Source organism: Rhizobium sp. Root1212 (genome assembly GCF_001424985.1).
Lineage (GTDB): Bacteria > Pseudomonadota > Alphaproteobacteria > Rhizobiales > Rhizobiaceae > Pararhizobium.
Map to the genome: position 1 here is coordinate 16,913 of NZ_LMDA01000011.1, position 25,847 is coordinate 42,759.

Annotated in this window: 22 protein-coding genes and 3 pseudogenes; 14 read left to right on the forward strand and 11 right to left on the reverse strand. The window is 58.7% G+C overall.

Annotation, left to right across the window (positions count from 1 at the left end):
- Window positions 1-260 precede the first annotated feature (260 nt).
- Complete coding sequence (gene ligD / locus ASC86_RS11885; RefSeq protein ID WP_056320963.1) at window positions 261-2,939, forward strand: DNA ligase D; 2,679 nt, start codon at window positions 261-263, stop codon at window positions 2,937-2,939.
- Window positions 2,940-3,002: 63 nt separating this feature from the next.
- Here ligD and ASC86_RS11890 read toward each other — a convergent pair whose 3' ends face one another.
- The 4 genes from ASC86_RS11890 to ASC86_RS11905 form a co-directional block, all read right to left on the reverse strand.
- Window positions 3,003-3,824 carry a Ku protein gene (locus tag ASC86_RS11890; RefSeq protein WP_056320966.1) on the reverse strand — a complete coding sequence of 274 codons (822 nt, stop codon included), beginning with the start codon at window positions 3,822-3,824 and terminating at the stop codon, window positions 3,003-3,005.
- A 3-nt stretch (window positions 3,825-3,827) separates the two neighbouring features.
- Window positions 3,828-4,715, reverse strand: a complete 888-nt coding sequence (locus tag ASC86_RS11895; RefSeq protein ID WP_056320968.1) for a Ku protein — start codon at window positions 4,713-4,715, stop codon at window positions 3,828-3,830.
- A 289-nt stretch (window positions 4,716-5,004) separates the two neighbouring features.
- Window positions 5,005-5,493 (reverse strand): hypothetical protein, encoded by a 489-nt coding sequence (locus tag ASC86_RS11900; protein WP_056320971.1) that lies wholly within the window; start codon window positions 5,491-5,493, stop codon window positions 5,005-5,007.
- A gap of 26 nt (window positions 5,494-5,519) precedes the next feature.
- Window positions 5,520-5,750, reverse strand: coding sequence for a hypothetical protein (locus tag ASC86_RS11905; RefSeq protein WP_082510142.1), 231 nt, complete (start codon window positions 5,748-5,750; stop codon window positions 5,520-5,522).
- Window positions 5,751-5,917: 167 nt separating this feature from the next.
- Here ASC86_RS11905 and uvsE point away from each other — a divergent pair, with 167 nt between their 5' ends.
- The 13 genes and pseudogenes from uvsE (at window position 5,918) to ASC86_RS11965 (ending at window position 17,731) form a co-directional block, all read left to right on the forward strand.
- Window positions 5,918-6,913, forward strand: coding sequence for a UV DNA damage repair endonuclease UvsE (uvsE, locus tag ASC86_RS11910; RefSeq protein ID WP_244477602.1), 996 nt, complete (start codon window positions 5,918-5,920; stop codon window positions 6,911-6,913).
- Between the two features lie 133 nt (window positions 6,914-7,046).
- Entirely contained in the window at window positions 7,047-7,811 is a 765-nt protein-coding gene (locus ASC86_RS11915) for an EAL domain-containing protein (protein WP_056320979.1), read from the forward strand.
- A 120-nt stretch (window positions 7,812-7,931) separates the two neighbouring features.
- Window positions 7,932-8,140, forward strand: a pseudogene (locus ASC86_RS11920) (dodecin).
- A 148-nt stretch (window positions 8,141-8,288) separates the two neighbouring features.
- Complete coding sequence (locus tag ASC86_RS11925) at window positions 8,289-10,082, forward strand: YbhB/YbcL family Raf kinase inhibitor-like protein (RefSeq protein WP_082510120.1); 1,794 nt, start codon at window positions 8,289-8,291, stop codon at window positions 10,080-10,082.
- Window positions 10,083-10,227: 145 nt separating this feature from the next.
- Window positions 10,228-11,175 (forward strand): annotated as a pseudogene (locus tag ASC86_RS26635) (alpha/beta hydrolase).
- A 54-nt stretch (window positions 11,176-11,229) separates the two neighbouring features.
- The gene (locus tag ASC86_RS11935) at window positions 11,230-11,760 is read left to right on the forward strand and encodes a DUF4142 domain-containing protein (protein ID WP_162245000.1); all 531 of its coding nucleotides are present in this window, start codon (window positions 11,230-11,232) and stop codon (window positions 11,758-11,760) included.
- 45 nt (window positions 11,761-11,805) lie between these two features.
- The gene (locus ASC86_RS11940; protein WP_056320986.1) at window positions 11,806-12,156 is read left to right on the forward strand and encodes a DUF3833 family protein; all 351 of its coding nucleotides are present in this window, start codon (window positions 11,806-11,808) and stop codon (window positions 12,154-12,156) included.
- A gap of 97 nt (window positions 12,157-12,253) precedes the next feature.
- Window positions 12,254-12,421, forward strand: a pseudogene (locus ASC86_RS25210) (glutathione-dependent formaldehyde dehydrogenase); the annotation flags it as partial.
- An 11-nt stretch (window positions 12,422-12,432) separates the two neighbouring features.
- Complete coding sequence (locus ASC86_RS11945; RefSeq protein ID WP_056320989.1) at window positions 12,433-13,230, forward strand: SDR family NAD(P)-dependent oxidoreductase; 798 nt, start codon at window positions 12,433-12,435, stop codon at window positions 13,228-13,230.
- Window positions 13,231-13,389: 159 nt separating this feature from the next.
- The gene (locus tag ASC86_RS11950) at window positions 13,390-15,429 is read left to right on the forward strand and encodes an NAD(+) synthase (RefSeq protein ID WP_056320992.1); all 2,040 of its coding nucleotides are present in this window, start codon (window positions 13,390-13,392) and stop codon (window positions 15,427-15,429) included.
- Window positions 15,430-15,480: 51 nt separating this feature from the next.
- Window positions 15,481-16,068 carry a cysteine hydrolase gene (locus ASC86_RS11955; protein ID WP_056320995.1) on the forward strand — a complete coding sequence of 196 codons (588 nt, stop codon included), beginning with the start codon at window positions 15,481-15,483 and terminating at the stop codon, window positions 16,066-16,068.
- 96 nt (window positions 16,069-16,164) lie between these two features.
- The gene (locus ASC86_RS11960) at window positions 16,165-16,782 is read left to right on the forward strand and encodes a flavodoxin family protein (protein ID WP_056321000.1); all 618 of its coding nucleotides are present in this window, start codon (window positions 16,165-16,167) and stop codon (window positions 16,780-16,782) included.
- 16 nt (window positions 16,783-16,798) lie between these two features.
- Window positions 16,799-17,731 (forward strand): cytochrome c, encoded by a 933-nt coding sequence (locus ASC86_RS11965; RefSeq protein WP_056321002.1) that lies wholly within the window; start codon window positions 16,799-16,801, stop codon window positions 17,729-17,731.
- A gap of 2 nt (window positions 17,732-17,733) precedes the next feature.
- On the opposite strand, the gene ASC86_RS11970 is transcribed toward ASC86_RS11965, so the two are convergent.
- The 7 genes from ASC86_RS11970 to ASC86_RS12005 form a co-directional block, all read right to left on the reverse strand.
- Window positions 17,734-18,150 (reverse strand): c-type cytochrome, encoded by a 417-nt coding sequence (locus ASC86_RS11970; protein WP_056321005.1) that lies wholly within the window; start codon window positions 18,148-18,150, stop codon window positions 17,734-17,736.
- On the reverse strand, window positions 18,143-19,021 hold the full coding sequence (locus tag ASC86_RS11975) for a cytochrome c oxidase assembly protein (RefSeq protein WP_056321008.1): 879 nt from the start codon (window positions 19,019-19,021) through the stop codon (window positions 18,143-18,145). The genes ASC86_RS11970 and ASC86_RS11975 overlap by 8 nt, the downstream gene beginning before the upstream one ends.
- A 292-nt stretch (window positions 19,022-19,313) precedes the next feature.
- Window positions 19,314-19,916 (reverse strand): cytochrome c oxidase subunit 3, encoded by a 603-nt coding sequence (locus ASC86_RS11985; protein ID WP_056321014.1) that lies wholly within the window; start codon window positions 19,914-19,916, stop codon window positions 19,314-19,316.
- Window positions 19,913-21,826 carry a cytochrome c oxidase subunit I gene (ctaD, locus tag ASC86_RS11990; RefSeq protein ID WP_082510126.1) on the reverse strand — a complete coding sequence of 638 codons (1,914 nt, stop codon included), beginning with the start codon at window positions 21,824-21,826 and terminating at the stop codon, window positions 19,913-19,915. Before ctaD ends, ASC86_RS11985 begins: the two co-directional genes overlap by 4 nt.
- Window positions 21,823-22,812, reverse strand: coding sequence for a cytochrome c oxidase subunit II (coxB, locus tag ASC86_RS11995; RefSeq protein ID WP_056321017.1), 990 nt, complete (start codon window positions 22,810-22,812; stop codon window positions 21,823-21,825). Before coxB ends, ctaD begins: the two co-directional genes overlap by 4 nt.
- Entirely contained in the window at window positions 22,809-23,408 is a 600-nt protein-coding gene (locus ASC86_RS12000) for a cytochrome c (protein WP_244477603.1), read from the reverse strand. The genes coxB and ASC86_RS12000 overlap by 4 nt, the downstream gene beginning before the upstream one ends.
- Window positions 23,405-25,825, reverse strand: a complete 2,421-nt coding sequence (locus ASC86_RS12005; protein ID WP_056321020.1) for an FdhF/YdeP family oxidoreductase — start codon at window positions 25,823-25,825, stop codon at window positions 23,405-23,407. The genes ASC86_RS12000 and ASC86_RS12005 overlap by 4 nt, the downstream gene beginning before the upstream one ends.
- Between the last annotated feature and the right edge of the window lie 22 nt (window positions 25,826-25,847).

Below are 25,847 nucleotides of genomic sequence, written 5' to 3' on the forward strand. Positions count from 1 at the left end.
ACCTCGATATCTGGTACGATCCGGAGGACATCGCACTGAAATTTATGTTAGACTTTCCACGCTTTTCGCTAAGAGAGCGGGCATCTCGGCAGCTTTGAAAGGCACCGGTAGAGTTGGATGGTAGCTTCCACATTCGTTGAATGACGCTAACAATTGGGATCTCGCTACCCCTTCCGATGAATGCACAGCTTTTGCGAGACGAGAGGTGGAACAAACGCCGCACGGACAACATTTGCATTGCAAATCACCGTGAGACGCCGATGGCCGATAATCTCTCGAAATACCGCGAGAAACGCGACTTCAAGAAAACCGCCGAGCCCAGCGGCGAAGCCGGGGTGAAGTCATCGAACCGCCGTCGCTTCATCATCCAGAAGCACGACGCGACCCGGCTCCATTACGATCTTCGGATCGAGATGGGCGGGGTGTTCAAATCGTGGGCGGTGACAAAGGGACCATCGCTCGATCCCCAAGATAAGAGGCTCGCAGTCGAGGTCGAGGATCACCCGCTCGACTATGGCGATTTCGAAGACACCATTCCCAAGGGCCAGTATGGCGGCGGAACCGTCATGCTCTGGGACAGGGGATACTGGGAGCCGGAGGGAAACAAAACGCCTGAGCAAGCCTTGGCCAAGGGCGATTTCAAATTCAAGCTCGAAGGCGAGCGCCTGCACGGCAGTTTCGTGCTTGTCCGGATGCGGGGGCGCGAAGGTGAGAAGCGAACCAACTGGCTTCTGATCAAGCACCACGACGACTATGCGGTCGAGGAGAACGGCGCGGCCATCCTTGAAGAGAACGATACCTCTGTTGCATCTGGTCGCACTATGGAGGCGATCGCGTCCGGAAAGGGCCGCAAGCCAAAACCCTTCATGAAGAAGGGCTCTGCCGTCGAAGCCGATGCTGTGTGGGATAGCACCGAAGGGATCGCCGCCGACGAGCGTAATGCCGGAACGAAGACGAAGGCAAAGCCGACCAGGAAAACCGCCGCTGCGAAGCCGCCGAACAGCGCCGTGCCGGAATTCGTGCCGCCGCAGCTTTGCGAAACGCTGTCTCGTCCACCTTCGGCCGCAGGCTGGATTCATGAGATCAAGTTCGACGGCTACCGCATCCAGATGCGTGTGGTAGATGGCGAGGTGACTTTGAAAACACGCAAAGGCCTGGAGTGGACCGCGAAATGGCCCGCCATCGCCAAGGCTGCCTCGTCACTTCCTGATTGTATTATCGACGGAGAGATCTGTGCGCTCGACGATCATGGTGCTCCCGACTTCGCCGCCCTGCAGGCAGCACTATCGGAAGGAAAGACGGATGATCTCGTCTTCTTCGCTTTCGATCTCCTATTCGAAGGTGGGGAAGATCTCCGCGAGGCGCCGCTCACCGAGCGCAAAGAACGGTTGTCGGCAATGCTGTCCGATGCGGGTGACGATCCGCGTCTGAGGTTCGTCGAGCATTTCGAGACAGGTGGCGACGCAGTGCTGAAGTCGGCGTGCCGACTTTCGCTGGAAGGCATCGTGTCGAAAAAGGGCGATGCACCATATCAATCCGGCCGAAGCGAGACATGGGCAAAATCCAAGTGTCGGGCCGGGCACGAGGTGGTGATCGGTGCTTATGCCACGACCAGCGGTGCATTTCGATCGCTGCTGGTCGGTGTCTATCGCGGAGACCATTTCGTCTATGTCGGACGGGTGGGTACGGGCTACGGAGCGAAGGTCGTCGACCAGATCCTGCCGAAGCTTCAAGCGTTGGAAACGTCGAAATCGCCATTCACCGGAATAGGCGCCCCGAAAAAAGCCGCCGAGATCGTATGGCTGAAGCCGGAATTAGTGGCCGAGATCGAGTTCGCCGGTTGGACGGCCGATGGGCAAGTGCGCCAAGCTGCGTTCAAAGGCCTGCGAGAAGACAAGCCCGCAAAAGAAGTCGAGGCTGAGAAGCCGGCCGAACCGACGGAAGTGGATACGCCCGACCCGGAAACCGCTTCCAAGCCGGCTTCGACGCCGACGAAGTCTTCCCGTCTTCGCAAGGGTGCGAAGGTCGACGTGATGGGCGTCCTGGTATCCAGCCCGGACAAGGAGTTGTGGCCTGACGCTCTTGATGGCGAGCCGGTAACGAAAGTCGACCTTGCTCACTATTATGCGGCAGTCGGGCCCTGGCTTATTGACCATATCAAGGGCCGACCGTGCTCGATCATTCGCACGCCCGACGGTATCGGCGGGGAGCAGTTCTTCCAGCGCCATGCAATGCAGGGGATCTCGAACCTGATCGAGCAGGTGAAAGTGTCTGGCGACAAGCAGCCGTACCTGCAGATCGACCGCGTCGAGGGCCTGGCCGCTATCGCGCAAATCGGCGGCGCAGAGTTGCATCCGTGGAACTGCGAGCCCTATCAGCCGGAAGTCCCCGGTCGTCTCGTCTTCGATCTGGACCCAGGCCCCGGTGTCGACTTCGCGACAGTGGTAGAAGGCGCACGAGAAATCAGGGATCGGCTTGAAGAGTTGGGTCTGGTCAGCTTCTGCAAGACGACCGGTGGCAAGGGCCTCCATGTGGTAACGCCTCTCGCCGTGCCGAAGGGAAAGAAGCTAAGCTGGGACGAAGGCAAGGCTTTCGCGCACGACGTGTGTCTGCAGATGGCCCGCGACAATCCCGATCTGTATCTGATCAAGATGTCCAAGGCGCAGCGGGAGGGCCGGATCTTCCTGGATTATTTGAGAAACGACCGCACTTCGACGGCGGTGGCTCCCCTGTCGCCCCGTGCCCGGCCGGGAGCAACCGTCTCGATGCCCCTGAACTGGGCTCAAGTAAAAAAAGGTCTTGATCCGAAGCGGTTCACAATTCGCACGGTGCCTGGACTTCTGAAAGATAATACGGCGTGGCAGGACTATTGCGATGGTCAAAGGCCGTTGGAGCAGGCGATCAAGCGGCTGGCCAAAGTTATGAAGCGGGCTGCATGACCACACATTGCCCGCTTCAGGAAGGCTTAGGTGGCGTCGTCGTCGCTCAGGCTAGCGCAGCGATCATCCTGCTTTGCGGGATTTGAGTTCTTTGGCAACTGACTTTTTCAGAGCATCCATGATATTAACGACGTTGCTCTTTTGCTCGTCGTCACCCTTTGTGGATTTCGAAGCCTTCGCCTTGCTCGGCTTCTTTGCCTTCTTCTTATCGGCGATGAGCTTCAGCAAGCTTTCTTGAATAGGATCGGACACCATGTCCGGTGACCAGTCCTTCATGCGCTTCTTGATGACAGCCTCGACAGCCGATACGCCCTTAGCGTCCGACTTTTTCTCGATCCCCGTGAAATACTCGCTTTCAGGCCGGACTTCATCGCCAAAGCGGAGCGTCCAGACGACGATGCCTTCGCCGCGTGGTTCCAGCAGGACCGCCCGCTCGCGCCGACCCAGAACGACGCGAGAAACGCCAACGACGTCTTCAGCCTCCATCGCTTGTCGGATCACCGCAAAGGCCTCATCGCCGATTTTGTCGTTCGCCGTCAGATAAAACGGCGTTTCCAGGTAAACCCATTCGATGCTTCCGCGCGGAATGAATTTCTCGATGTCGATCGTCCGAACAGTCTCCAGCTCGACCGACTCCAGGTCTTCGTCCCTCAGGAGCACATAGTCGTTCTCGCCTCGCTCGTAGCCCTTGGCTTCTTGCTCGTCTTTGACAGGCTTACCGGTAACGCTGTCGACATATTGCGAGACAACCCGATTTCCCGTGTCCTTGTTGAGTGTGTGGAAGCGAACCTTTTCCGATTCAGAGGTTGCGGGGGTCATCGCCACAGGGCAAGTGACGAGCGAGAGCTTGAGATAACCTCTCCAATAGGGACGACGCGGTGCCATCGATCAACTCGCTTTCTTATGAGTGGGTTTCGCCGGGCTCTTAGTGGACTTTGAAGCAGGTGCTTTCTTGCCCGCGTTGGCATTGGCGGCCTTCGGTTTCTTCACTGACGGCTTATCCATGCCGGCACTCTCCCGCAGCGCCTTGAGGAGATCGTTGGGTTTGGAGACCTTGACGGGCTTGGATTTCGGGAGTGGCTTGCCCTCGGACTTTGCTTTCACCAGTGCGGCCAGTGCGTCTTCATAACGGTCATCGAACTTGGCCGGGTCGAAGTCGCCCTTCTTGGTGCCGATGATGTGCTTGGCCAGGTCGAGCATTTCGGCTTCGACCTTGATCTTTGCCACATCCTTGAACGCCTCGTCGGAGGATCGGACCTCGTAGTCGAAGTTGAGTGTGGTGGCGATGATGCCCTTGCCGTGTGCCCGGATCAGAACGGTTCGCATCCGGCGGAAGAGGACGGTGCGCGCGATTGCCGTCGCGCTGGTATTGCTCAAAGCATCCCGAATGCTCGTAAACGCCTCATGATCTTCGTCGTCGACCGGGACGAGGTAGTAGGGCTTGTCAAAGTAGACGTCATCGATCTTTCCGCAGGGGATGAATGCTTCGGCCTCCAGCATTTTGTCGGAATCCGGCACGACCGCCGCGACTTCGTCCGGGTCGATCATGATATAGTCGCCGTTGCCTGTCTCGAAGCCTTTCACCTGCTGGTCGCGTTCCACAACTTTCTCGGTCTCGCTGTCGATGAATTCGCGCTTCAGCCGGTTTCCGGTCGCCTCGTTAATCATGTGGAAGCTGAGCCGTTCGGATGTGGACGCGGCCGTATAAAGCCCGACCGCACAACTGAGTTCACCGATCTTCAAGTGTCCCTTCCACTGAGCCCGATGCGCTGCCATCTGTGTCCTCCAAACCGTTGCCTTGTAAACGGGAACATTGGCGGCATTGTTCCGCCGAACGCCTTCAGCAAGTGCGCTCCGGCGTGGGTTCGCGAGAAGGGCGCTCAGCGATCGGACCCGGTCCGCAAAAGTCGTTTCGTGAGAAGTTGTCGCTCTTCAGCGACAGTGTCCGCATATAGCTCCAGGCTGGCGAGGTCGAATTCCAGAAGATCCTCTATGATCTCCATTTGGCGAAGGCGGGAACGGAAGCGACGCCTTTCGGGTGTCGGCTCATCTGGAGTCGAATTGCTCATCGCCACGCTTCCAGTAAGTCGCCACTTGATCCGAACAGAGGGTCGGTCTTGGGCAGGGCTAACGATAAGATCGTGTCTAGCATAGCAGGCGTGGCCGCGTCTGTCTGGATGTCCGCGTGCTGATCCGGCGGATAGGCGCCGACGACCTGGAAGTCGTGCGATGACGCGAGCTTGCGATGGCCTGTTCCCGCAGGAAGGACAAGGCAATCGCCCGTCGAGACTTCGAACGCCTGGCCGGCTGGACCGCCGATCAGGAGTGTGGCGCTGCCGCGGCCAATGCCGAGTACCTCATGAGCACCGCAATGGTAACGTTGATAATCGAAGACGCCGTTGCGCCAGATTCCCGTCCAGCCGTTCCGTGCGAAGTTCTCTTCGAAGGCGGAAGAACCTCCGTCCGGCATGGCGGCGCGATAGACCACGACCGGCAACCGTTGATTATTCGGGACCCAGTCACTCTGTGGGAAAAGCACTGTCTCGACGTTCATTGGGTAACCTACGCTGGATGCCGATGTCAGTTCGAGGCTGGCTCGTCACTCTCGTCGTTCAACGACGGGAGGAAAGTTTCGACGTCACGTCTCTCCCGCTCCGACAAGGTCGCTATACGTTCGTTCCAGAACGCCGCCGCTTTCGGTGTGTCGTCATCCCAGTTGCGAGACGATCCGACATTGTCGTCGATCACTGCCACTCGACGGCCGCCAAGCGCGCGATACTCATCGGCTAAACTTTTCGATGCATTTTCCATGTCGTGGCTCCCGGGTTCCTTTACAGTATTAATGGCCGGGACCATTGGTAGTTCCGTTTACAAGCGCGGTGGTCGGAACAGTGTCGTGAAGATTGCGTTCCGTTAAGGCATCGAAAGGGGGCATCATGAGAAGTCGCGTATCGCGTCTGGGATTTCCGGTTAAAGTGATGATCCGCGATGACCTCAAGAGCAACGATGCCCGACGGGCATCGAACATGCCTCACCTGAAGGTGTCGCTCGAATACGTCGATCAGATTCTGGATCACTTGGCCAAGCACAAGATTTCCATGTACCGGCTATCATCTGACTTGGCGCCCTATGCCACCCATCCAGACATGCCGCAGTTCCATGGCATGCTCGATGAAAGCAAGTCCGAGCTCGCCGCCCTTGGCGACAAAGCCCGTCGGCTCGACATACGTCTCTCGTTCCATCCATCTCAGTACATCGTGCTGAACAGTCCGGACCGCGAGCTTGTCGCCAAGAGTGTGTCGGACCTGCTGAGCCAGGCAGAAATGCTCGACTTGATGGGTCTGGGGCCGGAGGCGGTGTTGGTCATCCATGTCGGTGGCGCCTACGGAGACATCCCATCCAGCAGGCAGCGATGGGTGGATACCTGGCACACCCTTCCCGAACCGGTTCGGCGAAGACTGGTCCTGGAGCATCACGACATCAGGTTTTCGGCGGCCGATGCCCTGTGGATTCATGAGCAGACGGGCGTGCGGCTGATTTTCGACCACCAGCATTTCTGGTGTCTGAACCCGGAGAGAGCGGACCTGGTTGATACCTTCGCGAAAATCATGGCGACCTGGCCCTCAGATCAGCAGCCAAAAATCCATTTCTCATCGCCTCGCACCGAGATGCGCGAGAAGATCACCGTCGACAAAGCCACCAGAAAAAAGATCGTGAAGCCGGTCGCGCCGGTCTTCACCGGCCATGCGGATTTCTGCAATCCGTTCGAGTTTGCGACTTTCATGCGGATGGTCGCGGATTTCGATTTCGACGTCATGCTGGAGGCGAAGGCGAAAGATCTTGCTTTGGTTCGGCTGCGTCCGGATTTGCTTCGCTACGCTCCCGATGTTGCGGAGCGCTTCGGCGTGTACCCGGCGGAGTTTAGCAACCTTTCCGAAGAAGAGACTTCGGCCATGGATGACGACGTATCGTGAGACAGATCCATGGACAGCGAGACATATGGCGGCAATCTTATCGCAGCATACTCTTCACCGATCTAACGCGACCGTACAGGGAAACTTAATCGGCCTGCGATAAGCTTACGGTTTAACCGCGGAGATCTGAACGATGTCGAACTCATGCAACGGCTGCCGCGATGCCAAGGCTTTCGATCTGCCCTTCACGATGGCATTCCAGCCTATCGTCGATATCAAGACCGGCGCGATTTTTGCGCACGAGGCGCTGGTGCGTGGTCCAAACGGAGAAGGCGCAGGCTCCGTGTTAAGCCAGGTCAGCGCCGACAATCGCTACGCCTTCGATCAGCAGTGCAGGGTGAAAGCTATCGAGCTTGCCGCAAAGCTCTACGACAGAAACGATCAGGTCAAACTCTCGATCAATTTCATGCCCAACGCGGTGTACGAGCCGCGCGCGTGTATCCGGCTGACGCTTGCAACAGCCATGAAGGTCGGGTTTCCACTGGACCGGATCATCTTCGAGTTCACGGAAGACGAGCGGCTCGACACGAAGCACGTCCTGCATATTCTTCGCACCTATCGCGACATGGGGTTCAAGACCGCCATCGATGATTTCGGAGCCGGGCACGCCGGTCTCGGTCTGCTCACGCATTTTCAGCCAGATATCGTCAAGTTGGACATGGACATGGTGAGAGGCATCGACACCGATCCAGTCCGGCGCACGATCGTCAAGCATACTCTAAGAATGCTCGAGGAGCTTTCGATCGTTCCTTTGTGCGAGGGTGTGGAAACAACCGATGAGCTTCAGGTGTTGCATGACCTCGGCGTCTCCCTCGTCCAGGGTTACGTTCTCGCCAAGCCAAGACTGGAAGGCTTGGCTGAGATGCCGGCCGTTGCCCACCTGCTTGCCGCCGCCTGAAGGCCGGCTGCATCGTAAAGCTGAAATGCGATTCCTGAATTTACAAGAAAAACGAACTCCCGTGCCTGCCATTTGGAGGGTGCGTGGCTAGCGTGACGGCGTTAGCAACGGAGTCCCGGTATGACTGAGCACGTCTACAAGAAAATCGAAATCGTTGGCACGTCAAAGACCTCCATCGATGATGCCATCCAAAAAGCGATTGGCAGGCATCGGAGACGATCAAAAATATCGATTGGTTTGAAGTTGGTGAAATACGCGGCCATGTCGTGGTTGCGAAAGCGGACCATTACCAAGTAACGCTCAAAATCGGCTTTCGCGTCGAGGACTAAAGCGTAAGACTGTCTTCGAAGCTCGTTGAGATTTGCCTGGTACAGCCCCGCGTCGAAGGTTCGCCGCTGTCGATACCTTTAACCCTTCGTTTTCGTGGAACAAACATTTCTCCCAAAGGTTTGCGCTTTAACCAAGGGGGAAATTATCATGAAGACTGGACTTATCGGTACTGTAGCGCTTGTGGCGACGATTTCGATTTCTAATCCAACCCACGCGCAGCAGGGCGACGGAACGGATGTCCAGATCATCACGAATGTTTTTAAACCAAACAAGGTGCAACCGACCAGCGACCGCATCGGGCAACTGAAGGTTCCGGAAGGGTTTACGGTTACGCCGTTCGCGCAGGGACTCGGCAATAGCCGGATCATCGCCGTTTCGGATCAGGGCTTCGTCTATGTCAGCCGCCGAGAGGAAGGCGACGTCTTGCTCTTGAAGGACGAAGACGGCGACGGCAAAGCGGACAGGCCACCGGTACAGGTCGTGGCGCGTGCCCAGGCGCATGGCATGGCGATCAAGGGCGACAAGTTTTACCTCGTCACCGTCAAGGAGGTTTTCGTCACCGATATCAAACAGGACGGCACGCTCGGCCCGCTGGAGATGATCATCGGCGATCTCCCGGACTCCGGCCAGCATCCGAACCGGGTCATGGCGTTCGGCCCGGACGGCATGCTCTATATCAGCGTCGGCTCGACCTGCAATGCGTGTAACGAGAGCAATGCCGAGAACGCCACGATGCTGCGGGTGACACCCGACGGCAAAAGCCGGACGATCTTCTCGTCCGGGCTGCGCAACACGATCGGATTCGATTGGAATCGGCAGAACGGCGAACTCTGGGGCCTCGACCACGGTATCGACCTGCTCGGCGACGAGGTTCAGCCCGAAGAGCTCAACAAGCTCGAACAGGGCAAGCAGTACGGCTGGCCCCATGTCTACGGCAAGGGTGACATTTACCCGCAATCGACGCCTGTCGGTGGACTGACCAAGGAGCAGTGGCGCGCCCAGAGCGTGCCAATGGTTTTGGGTTATACTGCGCATGCGGCGCCGATGCAGATGAAGTTCTATAGCGGCACGTCATTTCCGGCGGAATATGACGGAGATGCATTCGCCACGATGCGCGGTTCATGGAACCGCAATCCCGCATCCGGCTATGAGATCGTCCGAATCCATTTCGAAAATGGTCAGCCAAAAACCATTGAGCCGTTTCTCACCGGTTTCCTTACAGACGGCGGCAAAACGCATTTTGCCCGCCCGGTTGGTTTGGCGATAGCAAAGGACGGATCGTTGCTGATGGCGGATGATGCGAATGGCGTGATCTATCGCATTGCCTACACAGGCGATGCGCAAAAGGTTTCGGAGCAGAAGGCCGCGCCCGCAGATGTGATGGAAGCGCAGGCCGCGAAGGGAGTTGGCGTGCCGCTTGCCAAGGATCGGCCCGAGACCGAGGCGAAGAGCGCCCTCAAAGTTTCGTCGTCCGATATCGCTGCGAACGAGGCTATTCCAATGAAGCACAGCGAATATGCCGATGGCGTGTCGCCAGCGCTTCGTTGGGATGCAGTCCCGGGTGCTGTCTCTTATGCAATCGTCATGGAAGATCCGGACTCTAAGCCGATCAAGCCGTTCGTGCATTGGGTCGCCTGGAATATTTCCGCCACTCTCACCACTCTGCCGGCAGGTTTGCAGGAGCAGCTGCGTCTCGTCGAGCCGGAAGGCGTTCTGCAGGGTCGCAACAGTTCGGGAACGCATGGTTATTTCGGGCCAAAGCCGCCGGTCGGGGACCCCGCCCACCACTATCATTTTCAGGTCCTGGCGCTTGATTCCATGCTGGATATTCCGGCGACCTCTGACCGCGACGCATTTCTGGCAGCCGCTTCCGGGCACGTCCTGGCCAAGGGTGAACTGATCGGCCTTTACCAGCAGAAGATCGAGCCGCCGAAGCAGTAATCGGCTGCTCGCCAACTCTTTAGCTTTTTTGATAGGGAATACCATGCTCGTTTCACCGAAAAAACTCCGCGCCGTCGGCCTTGCTATTGTCCTCCTCTCCTCCGCGGCGGTGGCCCAAGCGCAGCAGGCCCAGCCCGATCCACAGATGCAGGCTGTGCTCGACGCGCTCAAGGCGTTGGATGCCAAGCCCCTGCATACGTTGAGCGTCGCTGAAGCTCGGACGCAAGCGAGTGCCGCAGACGCGGCGCGCACCGTCCAGCGCGACAAGAAAATCTCTCCTTACCCCGAAACCAAAGTTGCAACGAAAGATATCGCCATTCCGAACGCGGCGGGCGCGATTCCCGCCCGCGTGTATATCCCGGAGGGCAAAGGCCCTTTCCCGGTCGTTCTCTATTTCCACGGCGGTGGCTGGGTGGTCGCCGATATCAATACCTATGACGCGACGCCGCGGGCTTTAGCACTCGGGGCCAAGGCGATCGTCGTGTCGGCGGATTATCACCATGCGCCGGAAAGCAAATTCCCGGCACAGCATGAGGACGCCTGGGCTGCTTACACCTGGACGGTCGAGAATATTCATACGCTGAACGGCGATGCCAGTCGTATCGCGGTAGCAGGCGAAAGTGCCGGCGCCAATCTCGCAGCCAACGTCGCTCTGATTGCCAAGGAAAAGTAGACGACCATGCCGGTGTATCAGCTTTTGGTCTATCCGATTGCCGGCAACGACATGAACACGCCGTCCTACCAGGAGAATGCCAACGCCGCTCCGCTTGGCAAGGCTGACATGGAATGGTTTGTCGCAAATGTTTTCAAATCCAAGGACCAGGCGGCGGATCCTCGCATCAATCTCGTCGCTCGCACCGACCTGAAGGAATTGCCGGGGGCAACCGTCGTCACGGCCCAGATCGATCCCCTGCGTTCCGAGGGGCAGGCTTATGCCGAGAAGATGAAAGCGGCGGGTGTATCCGTCAACCTCATCAACGTCGAAGGCGTCACCCACGAATTCTTCGGCATGGCGAAGGTGGTGGATAAAGCAAAAGCTACCGTCGACGCCGCCAACGCCGATCTCGTCAAGGCCTTCGCCAAAAGCAAGTGACCAGCCGCAGCAAATGACCAGCCGCCAAGGAGCGCCCAAATGAATTTCCCAACCTTGCATCTCGCTGCTTTTGCCGTGGCTTTGACCGTCCAGCCAATCGCGGCCCAAGAGATGAAACCGAAGCCCGCCGGCGACGCCGCCCCGATGATGGCAGTAGACACGCCGACCTTTGTCAAGATGGTCACGAGTTCGAACGAATTCGAGATCCGTTCCAGCGAACTAGCTAAGCGGAATGCCGACCAGGAAGGTATCAAGATGGCGGCCGACATGATCATCGCCGACCACAAGAAGGCTGGCGGAAAGCTCAAGGCGACGCTCGAAGCCAAGGGCGGCGCGCCTGCCGAGCCCGTCAAGCTCGCGCCCAAGCACCAGAAGATGCTCGATCAGCTTCAAAGCGCCAAGGGCAAGGACTTCGACACGCTGTATCTCGACATGCAGGCGCAGGCGCATATGGAAGCCGTCGGCCTGTTCCGGACATATGCGGGCTCCGGCGACGATCAGTCTTTGGTGGGTTTCGCCAAGGAAACGCTTCCCAGCCTCGAGACTCACCTTGGCCATGTTATGATGCTGATCGCAAAACAATAATCAGATCTCCGATCAGCAATTGCGCCTTTTAATCTGGAGAAGAATGTGAACATCGAGGATTTTGCGGACAAGACGCCGACCTTCGTTCTGGAAGAGTTTTTCTCCGGGGACCTCAAGGGCTGGGGAACGACCCTTCGTCGGATGGGCGGTCTGCAAAACCGGTTCTCCATCGACGCACAGGGCGTGTGGGATCCTTCGGCCAACGTGCTGTCGCTCAAAGAAATGTACACATTTGACGATGGTCATTCGGACGTGCTCACATGGACGATCATCAAACGCGACGAAGGCAAGTACGAGGGCCGGCAACGCGTTTCGGTGGCAATATCAGCGCGAAGTTCCGTCGGCCAATGGTTCGAAGACCAAGTTCGGCTTCAACGACTGGTTTTTCCTTCATGACGAGCGCAGCATGTCGGCTCACGCTTCCCTCACCAAGCTCGGCGTTGAGGTCGCTACGCTCAACGCGTTCTACCAGAGAGTGACTTAGTGCGAAGCGCTTTCCCCAACCACGGTACAGCAATATCTGATGGAGCGGATCCAGAAGGGCGAGATCGATCCGTCCTTCATTATCACCCACCGCGCCACCCTCGAAGAGGGGCCGGACCTCTGTAAGACATTTCGAGACAAGAAGGACGGCTGCATCAAGGTCGTTCTCAAGCCCTGAGGAGAAAGAAAATGGCGATCGAAACTGTGAAAGGTTTTGCCGTCGTTACCGGCGCCTCCACCGGCATTGGCTATGAACTTGCCAAATGCGCCGCAGAAGAAGGGTATGATCTGATCATCGCCGCCGATGAGCCGCGCATCAATGAAGTGGCCGAGACCCTGAGGAAGAGCGGCATATCGGTCGAGGCGATTGAAGCTGATCTCTCGACTGAAGACGGCGTCGACCGGCTGCTGGAAGCGATCGAGGCGTCGGGACGCTCGGTCGACTTGCTGATGGCCAATGCCGGCCGTGGTCTAGGCAAGGGGTTTCTCGACCAGGACTTTACCGCGGCCCGAAAGGTGGTAGACACGAACATCGTCGGCACGATCTACCTCGTGCAACAGGTCGGCAATCTCATGCGCAGCCGCAGAGAAGGACGCATTCTGCTGACGGGATCGATCGCCGGCTTTATGCCAGGCTCCTACCAGGCGGTCTATAACGGCACGAAGGCGTTCATCAACAGCTTCTCGTTTGCCCTTCGCGAGGAGTTAAAGGACAGCGGCATTACCGTCAGTTGCCTGATGCCGGGGGCCACGGAGACCGAATTCTTCAAGCGCGCCGACCTGATGGATACGTCGATCGGTCAGTCCGAGAAGGACGACCCTGCAGAAGTTGCCCGGATTGGCTTCGACGCCATGATGGACGGCGAGGGCGATGTTGTCAGTGGCTGGAAGAATAAGCTTCAGGCAGCCGTCGCCAATGTCACGCCCGCGAGCGTCCTTGCCCACCAGCATGCGAAGATGGCCGAGCCTGGCTCAGGTGAGAAGTAAGCGCGGTAGCAAAAGCACTGATATCGCGTGAAGTCGGCATGAGTTCCCTTTGGCATTAGCAGCTTAACTTCGCGGCAACGTAAGGGCTCCGGGAACTGTTGGTAGCTTCAGAAGTTTCGCCTCGACAATCGCATTATGATGCTGCTCGAAGGATAGCGCATGGAGTTTTACTCGCCATACAGCCACGGTTTCGTTCGCTGCGCCACCTGCACGCCGGAGTGCGAGGTCGCCGATCCCGAGTTCAACGCTGCGGCAATCCTCAAACTCGCTCGTGAGGGCCACGATCAGCGTGTCGCCCTCATGGTGTTTCCGGAACTGAGCATCTCGGGCTATGCCGTCGACGATCTGCTCGGCCAGGATGTCTTGCTGGACGCCGTCGAAACAGCCATCGATACCATCGTATCGGCCAGCAAAGACCTCAGCCCGGTCCTGCTGGTCGGCGCGCCACTGCGGCACGAAAGTCGGCTCTTCAATTGCGCGGTCGTTATCCACGCAGGACGGGTCCTCGGCGTTGTGCCCAAAACGCATCTGCCCAATTACCGCGAGTTCTACGAAAAGCGCTGGTTTGCATCTGGCCGCACCGTGCAGGACGCCGAGATATCGGTCGCGGGTCAGGTCGTGCCTTTCGGCAGAGACCTACTCTTTGCGGCGAAGAACGTCGCCGACTTCATCTTCCATGTCGAAATTTGCGAGGATCTCTGGGCGCCGGCGCCACCGAGCGACTTCGGCGCCCTGGCAGGTGCTCTCATTCTGGCCAATCTGTCGGCGAGCAATATAACGGTCGGAAAGGCGGATGTCCGTAAGCTCCTCTGCTCGGCCCAATCCGCCCGAACCTGGTCCGCGTACCTTTATTCCGCCGCCGGCCCCGGCGAGTCGACCACCGATCTTGCCTGGGACGGGCAGGCATGCATTTACGAGCTCGGCGATCTGCTGGCCGAGACTGAGCGCTTCCCCGACGGCTCGCAAATGTGCATCGCCGACATCGATCTCGAACGGCTCCGGCTGGAACGGATGCGCACGGGCACCTTCAACGATGCCGCGACGCTGAACGCGGATGCGAAAGCCTTTCGTCGCATCGCGTTCGAGTTCCAGATGCCGTCGGGTCGAATTGAGCTTTTTCGCCCGATCGCCCGTTATCCCTTCGTCCCGGCCGATCCCGGGCGTCTCGATCAGGACTGCTACGAGACATTCAATATTCAGGTCCAGGGTCTGATGAAACGGCTGAAGACCACCGGCATCAAGCGGCTGTGCATCGGTGTGTCGGGCGGACTGGACTCGACCCACGCCCTTCTCGTTGCAGCGCGAGTATTCGACCGGCTGGATTGGCCGCGCTCTGATATCCTGGGATTCACTATGCCCGGTTTTGCAACGGGCGATGCGACCAAAACCAACGCCTGGGCGTTGATGCGCAGTCTTGGCATCACAGCGGAAGAAATCGACATCAAACCGCTCGCGACCCAGCTGTTGACGGATCTCAAGCATCCCTTTGCGGACGGAGAACCAGTCTACGATGTCACCTTCGAGAACGTTCAGGCGGGGCTTCGCACCGACTTTCTGTTTCGGGCCGCCAACCAGCGCGGGGCTTTGGTGCTCGGGACAGGTGATCTGTCGGAGATCGCCCTAGGTTGGTCGACCTACGGCGTCGGCGATCAGATGAGCCATTACAACGTCAACGCATCTGTCTCGAAGACCTTGATCCAGCATCTCGTTCGCTGGGTCATTAAGTCAGAACTCTTCGATCAGGAGACGGGCAAGACGCTCGGCAGCATTCTCGACACCGTGATTTCGCCTGAGCTCGTCCCCGCCGATGACCAGGGTCTGATCCAAAGCACGGAGGACAGGATCGGCCCATACGATCTGCACGATTTCTTCCTCTATTACATCACCCGGTTTGGCCTGAAGCCGTCGAAGGTCGCCTACCTTGCCTACAACGCCTGGCGTGATCGCGAGACCGGCGAATGGCCGGCGCATTTCCCGGAAGCCAAGAAGCGTGACTTCGATCTGCCGACGATCAAGTCGTGGTTGGAAGTCTTTCTGTTCCGCTTCTTTACGACCAGCCAGTTCAAGCGCTCCGCATCCCCGAATGGACCAAAGGTCACCTCGGGCGGTTCTCTGTCGCCACGCGGCGACTGGCGGGCGCCGTCGGATGGGAATGCGAGGGTTTGGCTCAAGGAATTGAAGGCAAATGTCCCAGAATAACCCGCAGCGGCAGTTTGACATCAGAGGACCCGGGATCGGTCGGAGATCGACATGAAGGAACTTGGCAACTGGAGACACATCTGTGTCGATGCCCAACGAATGTTTGCGGAAGACACACCTTGGTACGTGCCGTGGAAGTCCAGGGTGCTTCCTCAGCTTCTTGAGGTCTCAGGGCGCCATGCCGAGTGGACGATTTTCACCCGCTTCATGCCGCCAAAACACTCTGACGATTGCGTCGGCACCTGGAAGGATTACTACCAGAAATGGTGGATGATGACCGGCGATCATCTGCCGCAGCGAATGCTTGGTCTTTCGCCGGTTTTGCAGGCGCTGGTGCCACCCGCCCGCATCTTCGACAAGATGACTTACTCACCGTGGGTGGACGGCAGGCTGAACGCGCACCTTAGGCAGGAGGGCGTCGCAACCGTCGTCGTTACAGGCGGTGAAACCGATGTCTGCGTGCTGTCGACCGTGCTCGGTGCAATCGACCTCGGCTTCCGCGCAATTGTGTTGAGTGATGCCGTCTGCAGTGGCGCCGACGAGACCCACGATGCTGCGGTCGACCTGCTTGGCGACCGGTTTTCGGTTCAACGCGACTTGATGAAGACTGAGGAATTCCTGTCGGCGGTCACCACTTGAGAAACCTCCTTGCAAGACTTTACCCAAAAACATCGACTGCGGGAGCGCTCAAGTACATCGCCTGAACCCGATATGTCTCATAGAAAGGATATTGTCATGCCGCTAAAAGCACTTGCCTTCAACAGCACCCTTAAAGCCTCCACCTCGTCCGAGGCGTCCTCGACGGGGAAGCTCTTGGACCTGATTTCTAGAGAGCTCGAAACGCATGGTGTTCAAACAGAGATTGTTCACTTGGCCGATCACGATATCAAACCGGGCGTGACATCGGATGAGGGCGAGGGCGATGCCTGGCCCAAAATTCGGGAAAAAGTACTCGCAGCCGATATCCTTTTGATCGGTACGCCAATTTGGCTTGGTCAGCCATCTAGTGTCTGCAAACGAGCGCTGGAGCGGATGGATGCTTTCCTGGAGGAGACCGACGATAAAGGCCGTATGGTGTCCTACGGCAAGGTTGCAGCCGTTGCGGTAGTGGGCAACGAGGACGGCGCTCACCATGTTTCTGCGGAAGTGTATCAGGCATTGAACGATGTAGGTTTTACCATTCCCGCCAACGCGGTTGCCTACTGGGTCGGCGAAGCGATGGGCTCGACCAATTTCGTCGATCTCAAAGAGACGCCGGAGGAAGTCCAGACGATGATCGCTATGCTGGCGCGCAACACAGCTCACCTGGCCGAGCTGCTTACGGCCTCTCAATATCCCGGCGAGGGCGAGTGAGGCAGGTCCCGTGTCTATGGCCCGAAACAGCGCATGGGTACTGTGGAAATCTGTTTGTATAATCGTTGTCTGCGCTGGTGCGGCAGCTTTGGCTGGTTGGTTTGTAACTGCCGCCAGACCCCCGTTTTCAGATGGTGACAAACGGTTCGAAGGCAAAGGGGACGTCCTACGTGGCCAACTTATATTCGCGGCCGGCGACTGCGCATCCTGTCATGCAACGCCGGGGCAGTCCGATCGCCTGAAGCTGGGTGGGGGTTTAGCGCTGGCCTCACCGTTCGGGACGTTTCGCCCGCCCAATATTTCTCCGGATCCGGTGGACGGCATCGGCAGATGGACGGCCGTCGATCTGGCGAACGCGCTCGTCGGCGGTGTGTCGCCTGAGCATGAGCATTACTATCCCGCTTTTCCCTATACGAGCTTCACTGGAATGACGGCCGGCGACATCCGGGATCTCTACGCGTATCTCATGACGCTTCCCAAAATCTCGGGACGGGCACCGCCGCATCACCCTTCGATCCTATTTCGCATTCGCCGGTTCGTCGGATTCTGGAAGCTGCTATTTTTTCGAGAGGGTCAATCGGAGGCCCGGCTGAGTGGCGAGCCGATCCATGATCGCGGCGCTTATCTTGTCGAGAGCGTCTCCCACTGCGCTGAATGCCACTCCAGTCGGAACGTCTTCGGCGCCATCAAGCCCAACACCCGGTTTGCCGGGGGCGTCGATCCGCAAGGGACCGGGTTCGTGCCGAATATTACGCAGCAGGACCTGGGCAAGTGGAGCGAGCACGACATTGCAACGATGCTCAAAACTGGCGACACGCCTGACCATGGCCGTGTCGGATCGTCGATGGCCGACGTCGTGACCAACACGGCCATGCTGCCCGACAGCGATCGTGATGCGATTGCGCGCTACATCAAGGCCCTCCCGGCCGTGCCGACGCCCCATCCCTAACCTCAATGTGCGTAGAGGTAGGCGGCAAGGTCCTTGGCTTCCTGCTCTGAGATGCCGGTGTTCGGCATCGCGGTCTGTGGCGAAAAGCTCTGCGGCGAAACGATCCATGCAACAAGGTTGTCGGAGCGGTTTTCCAGCACGCCGGCGATAAAGACGCGCTTGGATAATCCGGTGAGTGGCGCGCCGGTTTGGCCGTCCGCCCCCGGTATGCCCGGAATGGTGTGGCAACCCGAACAGCCATAGCGACGAAAGAGTGCGGGAGCGCGCGCAGGATCGCCACCGGTCAGCGCCACAGCTGCGGCCGTCCTCGTCTGACTGTCGCGTATTGTATTGGTAACGACAAAGGCGCTCAGCCCAGCAGCAATGGCGGCGGCAACCCAGACTAGGCGGCGAGGGGCCAAGCCGGCGACATCATGCATTTCGCGCTCCTCTCTCGCTGGAACCGCGGATCCAGAGCGCCAGCATCGTCATCGCCACGGCTGCATAGATGGTGCCGGCCGGCACCCACATGATCATACCGGCCAGTTGCTGATCCTCCAGGGGTGTCAGCCCCCAGGCAGACGCGGTTTGCGTTTGAGCGATATAGAGAACGCGCGGCGCCAGCGCCATCAAAGCGCCGAGGATGCTCGTGTGTAACATCGTCAGGAAGAGGTGCCAGGCAGCGGCGCCGTAATCGCTTTTCCAAACGACCGCCCACCAGAACAGGATTGCCGTTGCAAAAAAGCTGAGGTGCTGGAGGCGATGCATGGCGGTGTTGGTCACGGCTGCGTCGAACAGGAAGGGCAGGTGCCAGCCCCAGATGGCGACACCATGGATGACGGTGGCGCTTGTCCCTCCCGTGCTCCAGTCCCATGACCGCCCGATGAGCGGAGTTCGCATGGCAGCGCCTAAGCCACGACGCACCCGTTTTGGCAGACCCCACAGAAGGAGACCGACCGGGCGCGCAAGCACGATCAACGGCGCCGAGACGGCCATGACGATCTCGTGTTCGATCATATGAAAGGTAAAAAGGTGCTCTCCGAGCCAATGGAGCGGCGAGATGAGAGCCCCAGCCAAAGTGAGCATCCCGCCGCAGAAGAACAGGTCTTGCCAGCGCAGTGGACCGGAGCGATGTACCCGGCGCGAAAGCCTAATGCGCCCTGCGAAATAGAGAAGACTGATCAAGGCGATCGGTAGCACGATCCACGGATCGAACGTCCAGCTCAAGGTTGCTGCGTGATCATCGTCACCATGCGCCATTGCCGGTACGGCTATCGTTAGAAATATCAGGGTGCAGATCAGCGCTGACATGGATCCAGCAGCATCGAGGCCGCCCCCTGCAATACCAGCGCAAAGACAAACGAGGAGGCGATCAGAAACCCCGTATCGATGACAAACCGCTCAGTCCGGCCGACGGGTCTTGGCGCAAGACGAGAGGCAGCTGCTCCTGCAATCGACATCAATAAGAGGGCCGAGCAAAGGGCGGGTGTCCAAACCATCTGTCGCCGGCAATCGAAGTAGGGGATGATTTGCCCAAGCTGCGTCCCCACGGCCCAGGCCAGTGGTGGGACAGCAAGTCCGCCATATCGCATCCAGGCTCTGGTCATAGCCGCGGTACCCAGTAGAGGCAAATGTACATCGGCAACCAGGTCGCCACCACGAAGTTCCAATACATCGCATTGTCGCTGACATCGCCGTAGCGGCGCGGATTGTCGCCATGCCTGGAAAACATCAGGCAGGTCAGCACCACCGTATCGATCAGGTCGGTGATGATATGGGTTGTGTGCAGGCCAAGCATCACCCACACGATTGAACCGTAGGCATTCTGGTCCCACGAGATGTGCATCGCCGGAAATTCGAAGATACGAACGATGAGCGGCGCCACCCCCAGCAGCGACATGATGATCAGTCCGACACGGACCTTCTCTAAATTCTGCTGCCCCGCCCAGCGGGCAACCAAGATGTTGGGCAAGAAGCTGGCAACGAGCAACGCCGTCAACGCCGTTCCGGGCAGCAGATCGGGTGGCGGTGCGTTCAACGGCCATTGCGGTGCGAGGCTCATAAGGTAGAGGTAGACAACGATCGAAAGTGCAAAGCCTGTGCCCTCGATCAGCATGAAGGCGAGCGTTCCCCACCACGTCAGGCTTGCGGCGCCAAGCCCATGCGCGGGAAGTTTTGACAGATCGAGGACGATGGATTGTTTCATGCGTCGTCCTCCGGAGTACCTTTCGGCCAGAACCATCCGATCAGGGCAATCGACACAGGGATCGATCCCCAGACGACTGCCCAGGGCGTGAAGATCGACCAGATCAACAGCACCGTGGTTGCGAGTGCCGACCAGAGCGGCCAGATCGAATTGTCAGGTGACGACTCGCGCGCCTCCGGAAGCGCTTCGACGACGCTGCTGACGATCAGCTCGCGGCGGTCGACCGACAGGCCCGAAGCAACGGGAAGTGTTTCGGGATTATTGGACAAAGGTTCCAGGCTGCCGACGACTGGTAATCGCGCGAAATTATAGGGCGGCGGTGGTGACGACGTCGCCCATTCGAGTGTCGACGCCCCCCAAGGATTAGCCGGCGCAGTCGCACCCGTTGCGGAGCTGCGGATGGCGTCGATAAAGAACAGCAGGAAACCCGCCGCAAGGATCACGGCACTCAGACTGACAAACATGTTCAAGCCGGACCATGGCATTTCCGGCTGATAGGTGTAGATGCGGCGCGGCATGCCCTGGAGCCCGAGAATATGCATGGGAAAGAAGGTCAGGTTGAAGCCGGTAAAGATCAGCCCGAATACCCAGCGGCCGAGCGTCTCGCTCATCATTCGGCCGGTGATCTTGGGGAACCAGTAATAGATTGCCCCGAGCAGCGGAAAGACCGCGCCGCCCACCAGAACGTAATGGAAGTGAGCAACCACGAAATAGGTGTCGTGAACCTGTGTATCGAAGGGCACGGAGGCCACCATGACCCCGGTCATCCCGCCGATGACGAATATCACCATGAAGCCGATGACGAACAGGAACGGGGTCCTAAACACCGGTCTGCCGGCCCACATCGTTGCCAGCCAACAGAAGATCTGCAGACCAGCAGGAATGGCGATCGCCATGCTCGACGCCGTAAAAAAGCTTTCGCCGAGACGCGGCAGCCCGGCTACGAACATATGATGCACCCAGAGCCCGAAGGCCAAAACCCCGGTCGCAACCAGGGCCATCACCATGGCGAGGTAGCCGAACACGGGGCGTCTTGTGAAGGTCGCGACGATCGTCGAGACCATGCCGACGGCCGGCAGGAAGATGATGTAGACCTCCGGGTGGCCGAAGAACCAGAACAGGTGCTGCCACAGCAATACGTCGCCGCCCTCGGCCGGATTGAAGAAGTGCGTCCCGACAAGCCGGTCAAGGATCAGCGTCGAGCTGGCGATCATGATGGCCGGCATCGCCAAGATGATCAGAAACGATGTGACCAGCATCGACCATACGAACAAAGGGATTCGGTCGAGCGACATGCCAGGCGCGCGTTGTTTGAACACGGTAACGACGATCTCGACGGCGACGGCCAGTGCCGAGACTTCAGTAAACGTGATCATCTGCGCCCAGATGTCGGCGCGCTTTCCGGCAGCATATTGCGGTCCCGACAGCGGAACGTAGGCAAACCAGCCGATGTCAGGGCCGGTATCGACCGCAAAGGCGATCCACAGCAGCAGCCCGCCGGCGAGATACATCCAGTAGGAGAAGGCGTTGAGGCGCGGAAAGGCGATGTTGCGCGTGCCAACCATCAGCGGCACGAGATAGACCGCCATCGCCTCCATGACTGGCACGGCAAACAGAAACATCATGTTCGTGCCGTGCATGGTGAAAATCTGGTTGTAACGATCGGGACCAATGAACCGGGCTTCCGGCTGGGAGAGTTGCAGCCGCATCGCCATCGCCAGGAGCCCACCGAGCGCCAGGAACACGAAGGCCGTCACGATGTAGCGGCGGCCGATGATTTTATGGTCGACGCTCGAAAGGGCGCCCCACAATCCACTGGGTGTCGACCAGGTCGCTGAAAGACGGTGGTCAAGCTCGATCTCACCCAATCCGGTATCACGCAGATTCTGGCCGTCCTCCCTGATGGTCATTTAAGGCTCTCCATATAGGCGGAGATATCCCGCAGCTCGACGCTGGTTAGGGGAACCATGGGCATGTTGTTGCCGGGCTTGAGGGTCTGCGGATCGGCAATCCACGCCGCAAGCGACCCGCGTGTGGTTTCGAGAAGCCCGGCCGCGATTGTCTTTCGGCTACCGATATGGGTGAGATCAGGGCCGGTGGTGCCGGTGGCCGGCGTGCCGCGAACCGTGTGGCAGGCAGCACACGGCTTTGACAGGAAGGCAACCTTTCCGGCGACGGCGTCCGGGTCGGTTGGCATCACGCCGTTCTGGCGTTGTGCGGCGATCCAGCGCTCATAGTCCGCCGGTTTATCGGCGACGACCATCATCGCCATATGGGTGTGTTGAAGTCCGCAAAATTCGGCGCATTGACCGCGATAGATGCCGGGCCGTTCCGCACGCAGGAGAAGACTGTTGCTGCGCCCCGGCACGAGATCCTGTTTGCCGGCAAGGCTTGGCACCCAAAACGAGTGCACGACATCGGCACTTTCGAGCTGGACCCGAACATCCTGTCCGACCGGGATATGGATCTCGTTGGCCGTCTGGAAACTGAGCGCCGGATCAGGGTCGGCGTAGTTGACCTGCCACCACCATTGCTGCCCTCTGACGGTGATCGTTAGTGCGGCGTTTTCCGGCAAGCCGATGCCGCGTGTGGTGTAAAAGCTTGCGATCGTCAGACCTGTGATAATGATAACCGTCGCGGCAACGGCACTGCCAACGCTTATCGTTAAAGACCGCTCGCCGGGCTGGCTGCTGTCGCTGGGCCGTTTCCGCAGCAGTGCCCAGCCGAGCACGATCATGACCAGGAGCCAGACGGCTGCGCAGATGACGGTTATGCCGATGATCAGATGCTCGACATGGATCGCGGGAGCGCCCTGAGGATCCAGAGCCGACTGGTTGCCGCTGCAGCCAGCGACAGCAGCAATGATCGACAGCTGAAGGATCCGGGCGGTTCTCAAGGGGAGGGTCCCTGGTCTGGATGGGCGCCAACCGGTCCTTCGTTGAACAGGATCTTCGCCGGAGCCCGGTTCTCGGCCGGCCGCGTGTGGCGGTCGTCCCTGCGACCCGTCGCCGCCACTTTGGTCGAATAGGCGCCGATGGTCTGGACATAGCCGGCCAACTGCCAGATTTGCTCGATCGTCATCCGGTCACGAAAGGCCGGCATGCCGTGCGGCCGACCGTCGCGGATCGACGCGACAATCGACACCATCTCCGGACCATACAGCCACCAACCGTCGAGGAAGGAAGGACCTACGTTTCCGCGCCCGTCGCCGTGACACGATTGGCACCCAAACCAGGTATACAGGCGCTGACCCTGGCTGAGATTATAAGCATCGCTTTCGTAGGGTTTCCCCTCGGCAAAATAACTCTCGGGCGGCGAACCGCCGATGCTATTGGACATCAGCCGGAATCGATCGAGATCGGCGACGAGGGGTGGATCGGTCCTGAGTTCCCGCGGCTGCTGGGCCCAGCCGAGAAACGCGGCTCCCGCGACCACCAGCAGAAAGGTCGCCAGGAACGACCACTTTGCGTCGTTGATGTCTCCGAACATCATGTGCTCACCCGGCGGCCCCCTCGATCATGTGGTACTTCCGAGGATCGGCTGAGACGCACCGGAAGGAGCTTGTAGGAGGGCGTTTTTGACTTCGGATCGTGGTGAGCCAGCGGAAAGAGCGGGTTCGTCTCCGGATAATACGCGCCGCAACATCCCCTGGGAATATCGTAGGCAACGATCCTCAACGCTGTCACCGTCCGAACGTTGTTTGCATCGATCGCAGTGGTCAGATCGACACTGTCGCCGTCCTTGAAACCCAACCGGAGGATATCCTCCGGGTTCATGAAGACCACCTTGCGAGTGCCTTCGACACCGCGAAAGCGGTCGCTATACCCGTAGATCGTCGTGTTGAACTGGTCGTTAGATCGCAGGGTCGCGAGATGGAGGACGTCGGTGCTCTGCGCCGTCGAAAATTTCGGAAACAGTTTTTCCGGCGTCAGGAAATTTGCCTTGCCGCTTTTCGTCACCCACTTACGTTCGCGCGCCGGCAGCGGCCTCACAAACCCGCCCGGCGTAAACAGCCTTTTGTTGAAATCCTTGAACGTCTCCGGGTAGGTTTGCTCGATCGCATCACGGATCTCAGCATAGTCTCCGACCCAGCTGTCCCAGGGAACCTTAGTTTCGCCGAGTGTCGCCTTGGCTATGCCGGCGACGATTGCCGGCTCCGAAAGAAGCTCCGGGCTTGCTGGTTTCGTCTTGCCGCGCGAGCCGTGGAAATGGGCGATGGAACTCTCCATCGATACGGCCTGCGGACCGGTCGCCTGCTCGTCCAGTTCGATGCGACCGAGACACGGCAGCAGATAGGCAATCTCGCCATGGACGACATGACTGCGATTGAGCTTGGTGGCGATCTGCACGCTAAGCCGCAGCCTACGCCACCCTTCTTCCATGGCAGTCGTGTCGGGGACGGCTCTCAGGAAGTTGCCGCCGAGACTGATGAAGGCACGTGATTGGCCGCTCATGATCGCCTCACAGGTCTCCACCGTCGAGCGGCCCGTCCACCGCGGCGGTTCGAAGCCGTAGAGTTCAGAGAGCTTGTCCAGCGGCGCCAGTCCTGGTTTCTCGGTGATGCCGACTGTCCGCTGTCCCTGAACGTTGGAGTGGCCGCGGACGGCGCAGATGTTGGCGCCCGGTTTGCCGATATTGCCGCGCAACAGTGCCAGATTGCAGACCATATGAACGTTCTGGACGCCCATGAGCTGTTGTGTAAGGCCCATGCCGTACACCATCATCACCGCGTCGGATTTGGCGTAGGTCGCCGCGGCCTGCGTCATCTGATCCCGGCTGAGGCCTGAAACTCGCTCCAGTTCCTCCCACCGATGGCCGCGCGCGGCATTGGCGAATTCCTCGAAGCCGGTGGTGTGCTCCTCGATAAAGTCATGGTCGAGAACATGCTTCTTGTCGGCGGCGGCAATTGAGGCTGCAAAGGCAACCATTGCCGCGTTGTCCGGATCCTTCGGTTTCTCGTCCTCGCCTGCAACTCGACTTTGATGGGAGTCTTTCAGCGCATCGTCGGCTTCAATCAGCGCCTTGCAGACGCCGAACAGCGCGGCGATATCGCCGCCGCTTTTCACCTGGTAATATTCGGAGGAAATTTTGGTTTCCTTGCCGGTGAGCATCTGTGCAGGTGACTGCGGATTAACGAACCGTTCGAGGCCGCGTTCCCGCAGCAGATTAAAGGTAACGATTTTGACGCCGCGATCGACGGCATCCTGCAGATCGTGGAGAAGGCGCGGCGACGAGGTTCCGACATTCTGCGCGATGTAGAAGATACAATCAGTATTCTGGAAGTCCGACAGGACGGCTGTTCCAACAGAGGCCCCGATGCTTTCGGGAAGGGCGACCGAGGAGCTTTCATGACACATGTTGGAGCTGTCGGGCATATTGTTGCTGCCGTACATACGCGCGAACAACTGGTACATATAGCTCGCTTCTAGGGATGCACGGCCTGACGTGTAAAAGTCGACCTGATGCGGGCCGATGGTGCGCAGTTCCCGACCGATAGCTTCGAACGCTTGGGCCCAGGTCACCGGAACATATTTATCGGTCGCTGCGTCCCATTGCATCGGATGTGTCAACCGACCCTGTTCCTCGAGGTCGTGATCGTCCCAAAGTTCGAGCTCGCGAAGAGGATATTTGTCGAAAAATGCCCGGTCGGCCCGTTTTGACGTGATCTCCCAAGCCGTAGCTTTTGCGCCGTTCTCACAGAATTCGAGCGGATGGGTTTTCGCCGGTTTCGCCCAGGCGCAACTCACGCACATATAGCCTTCCGGCTTGTTCTGCGTGGAAAGTAACTTCGGCCCACGCAGCGCGACATGCTCTCTAAGAGTGATCTCGGCGACGGATTTTGCAGAACCCCATCCGCCCGCAGGTCCGGAATAGGGCTTGATTTTGGGAGAGCGTGTTTTCGACGTCATGGATGCCTCAAGAGATACCCCG